Genomic DNA, 3,726 nt, shown 5'->3' on the forward strand with positions numbered 1-3,726 from the left:
GTAATTATACATATTTATTAAAAAAGCTGAAGTAATTTTAATTTACTTCAGCTTTTAATTTTAAAATTTATAAGTTATTCCAACTCCTCCTTGGGGTTGAAGCTTCCAATCTTTTTGAGAAGAACCCCAAACTTGATTTGAATATTTAACTTGCACAAACAAATCCATTACTAAATCTTCAGAATGATTATATGTTAACTTTAGTTGAGGTAAAACAAAGGCATTAAACATATTTGAATAACTCTTATCATTGTCTAATTTTGTTGGCCACAACCATCCATATCCATGATTTATTATCCAAAATGTTGGCTTCCAATCTTTTTGACTATCATTTGTAAATATATACGGATCAAATCCAGTGGCAAAATTAAATTGTAAATTTGTTCTTTCGTTAAATTTATAGATATTTTTTGAGTACTCTAACCACGAAACAATTGCAAAATAGTTCATCTCATCCTTTTTATCAACTTTAAAGTCTCCATTATACCACTCTTTTGATAAATAACCATTAAACTGAAATTTAAAATCCTCATATATTTTAAACTGTGTCAATAAATTAAGAGCAGCATGATTCATATGTCCATTAGGATTAGATTTAACATATGATCCATAATAGTATAAAGGTTGTATTGCAAATTGTAACACTTCAAAATTTTCACTTTTAGGAAAATATTTATAAAAATCTAATGATGAACTTATCCAAGTCCAATATTTATCATCTGAATCTTTAAAAAAATTTGTTTGTCTAGCTCCTATTTGAGTTCTCCAAACAGCTTTAGTATCAAAAAAGTTTTTATGAATATATTCAAAATGTCCTTTAGGTACACTAAAATCATGATTAGCTTTATTGCTATCTTTTTCATACTCTCCACTATATATATTTGATAATCTATTCCATTCAAAAAACAATGACCATTGGGGTGTAAATGTATAATCTAAATAAAGCATCGGGTGGGCTGTAGCTGTTTTATACTTCCCTGAATTTCCATAAATTGTAAATATTGTTCCAACTTCTCCATAAGGATTAAATGACTCTTGAGTTAAATTTGTTTCCTGTTTTATTCTCTTATCATAAGAAGTTTGTATGCTACTTCCAATCTCAGTGCTTTTAAGTTCTGCAAAAGCTTTATTACATAAGATTGAAGTTAAAATAAAAGAAAATATCAAATGCTTTTTCTTCATAGATTACTCTCCTCATCTTTAATTTTGTAGTTTATCTTTAAAACTTAAAAGTTCCATGTTGACGCCATTCTTGTTATCCATATCCAGAATGGAGCAGCAACCATAAATAGAAGCACACTTACAGCTAAAGATGATGTTCCAGTTCTTACATAAACTTGATAACGGCTACTTATAATGATACCAGAAAATGCAGGTGGTAAAGCTCCTGAAAGAACAAGCATTTGAAGATGAATTGGATCTAATTTTACAAGTAATCCCACTATTAATAAAAGTCCAGGCATTAATATCAATTTAATAAAAGTATTATAGATAATTTCTAAGTCAAATTCAAATTTCAATCCAGAAAGTGTTAATCCTGCAGCGAATACTGCTACTCCAGAGTTAGCTTTTGATATTAATTCAAAGTTAGGGTCCAAAATTGGCGGAAATTCTATTCCTAATAAAACAATTATAACCGCTAAAATTGGAGCCCATGCAACTGGTTGTGTTAAAGCACTTATAACTGGATTTTTTTCTAACTTTTGCATCTCTTGCTCAAACTCATCTATCTCTTTTTTTACTCCAGTTTCAGTACTCAAATCTTTAATTAGTTGATTTTGTACTTTTGCTCCACCAGGATTTAATAGTGATAATCCTATTGGAATTGTAATTGCATTAACAACTATTGAAACTATTGCTACAACAAGTCCAGTATTAGCTGTAGCACCAAATATAGGATCTAAAACTGCAAAACCTAAAAATCCAATTGTTGGTGATCCTGCAATTAATGCACAAACTGCTGCTTCACCTTTCGTATGTTTAAAAAATTTATAACAACTGAAAAATGACCACATAAAAACACCAACAATAACAAATGTACTTACTAAAGTTAGCTTTATATCTTCAAACAACATATGTCTATCTGCTTTTACGATTGATACAAACAAAGCTGCAGGTAAGGCATAATTTAAAACCAATTTATTAAAACTTCTAGCATTATCTTGATTAAAGGCTTTTGTTTTTCCTGCAGAAAATCCTAAAAGCATAATTACAAAAATTGGAACTATATCTTTCATAATAATATCCCACATATTATCAGCTCCTTTTAATTTTTATTTTTTTAATTTTTTATTGCTGTTTTAGGATTTAAAGAGGTTATATGACCACTTTCAGTTCCTGTTTTTGGATCTATTTTACAATTAATTAAAGTTGGCTTTAATGATTCTATTCCTTTTGTTATAGCATCTTTTAATTCCTCTTGAGTTGAAACATCATATGGTGTTCCACCAAAGGCTTCAATTAATTTGTCATATCTTGCTGATGCCATAAGAGTTGTTGGAGATGGATCTGTCCCTCCACCTAAATTTTCATGATCACCACGATAAATTCCACCATTATTGAATATTACTATAGTCACAGGTAATTTATATATGCAGATTGTTTCTATTTCCATTCCACTAAAACCAAAAGCACTATCTCCTTCAATAGCTAATACAGGTTTTCCAGTAGTAACCGCAGCTCCTATTGAAAATCCCATACCAATTCCCATTACTCCCCAAGTTCCACAATCTAGACGTCTTCGAGGATAATACATATTAACAACATTTCTTGTATCATCTAAAGTATTAGCTCCTTCATTTACTAAATAGATATCTTTGTGAGAATCAACAACTTCTTTAACAATTTTTAAAGCATTGTAATAATTTAGTGGTTCTGTTACTGTATTTAATTTTACTGACATTTTATTTATATTTATCTCTTTATCTTTCTCGATATCTTCCACCCAAGAGGAATCAATCTTTAAAGATATCTTATCCAATCCATTCACTAGTAACTCCATGCTTGATTCTATATCTCCAATTACTGGAGCTTCTATTGGACGATTACTATCTATCTCTTTAGGATCTATTTCTAATTGAATAAAACGAACATCTGGATTCCAATGTTTTCCTTTTCCATGACCTAAAAGCCAGTTCAATCTAGCTCCAACAAGCATTACAACATCAGCATTTTCCAAAACAAACGAACGGGCTGCTGCTGCACATTGTGGGTGATCATCTGGAAGTAATCCTTTTGCCATAGACATTGGTAAAAATGGAATTTTAGTTTCCTCTAGGAATTTTTTTATTAAATCATCAGCTTGAGAGTAAGCTGCTCCCTTTCCTAGAAGAATCAAAGGTTTTTTCGCATTTGAAAGTAAATTTAAAGCTTTTATTATAGAATCAGAATCTGGTATTGATTTTGGAGCTGGATTCTCTACTTTAAATAAAGTTTTCTCTGCTTCTATTTTATCTATTACACTTCCTAATAATTCTGTAGTAACATCTAAATAAACTCCTCCTGGTCTTCCTGAGCTAGCAGCTCGAATGGCCCTAGCTAATCCAATACCTATGTCTTCAGGTTTATTTATTCTATATGCTGCTTTTACAAAAGGTTTAGCTATATTCATTTGATCTAATTCTTCATAATCTCCTTGTTGTAAATCAATAATAGATCTATCACTAGAACCACTTATTTGAATCATTGGGAATCCATTTACTGTAGCATTTGCTAACGCTGTAAGTC

Annotated in this window: 3 protein-coding genes; all 3 read right to left on the reverse strand. The window is 30.3% G+C overall.

Annotation, left to right across the window (positions count from 1 at the left end; translation table 11 throughout):
- Window positions 1-60: 60 nt before the first annotated feature.
- Window positions 61-1,182, reverse strand: a complete 1,122-nt coding sequence (locus Q0V08_RS11030; RefSeq protein WP_297434738.1) for a hypothetical protein — start codon at window positions 1,180-1,182, stop codon at window positions 61-63.
- Between the two features lie 44 nt (window positions 1,183-1,226).
- A complete protein-coding gene (locus Q0V08_RS11035; protein ID WP_297434740.1) occupies window positions 1,227-2,252 on the reverse strand; it encodes an AEC family transporter in 1,026 nt (341 codons plus the stop codon).
- A gap of 29 nt (window positions 2,253-2,281) precedes the next feature.
- Window positions 2,282-3,726: oxalyl-CoA decarboxylase (gene oxc / locus Q0V08_RS11040; RefSeq protein ID WP_297434742.1), on the reverse strand; the 1,445-nt coding region annotated here is incomplete at its 5' end.

It is taken from the genome of uncultured Cetobacterium sp. (genome assembly GCF_947038635.1).
Taxonomy (GTDB): domain Bacteria; phylum Fusobacteriota; class Fusobacteriia; order Fusobacteriales; family Fusobacteriaceae; genus Cetobacterium_A.

Bases quoted from the DNA above. Each gene is read 5' to 3' on its own strand.
- Q0V08_RS11030 (WP_297434738.1), bottom strand. From the start codon at position 1,182: ATGAAGAAAAAGCATTTGATATTTTCTTTTATTTTAACTTCAATCTTA.
- Q0V08_RS11035 (WP_297434740.1), bottom strand. From the start codon at position 2,252: ATGTGGGATATTATTATGAAAGATATAGTTCCAATTTTTGTAATTATG.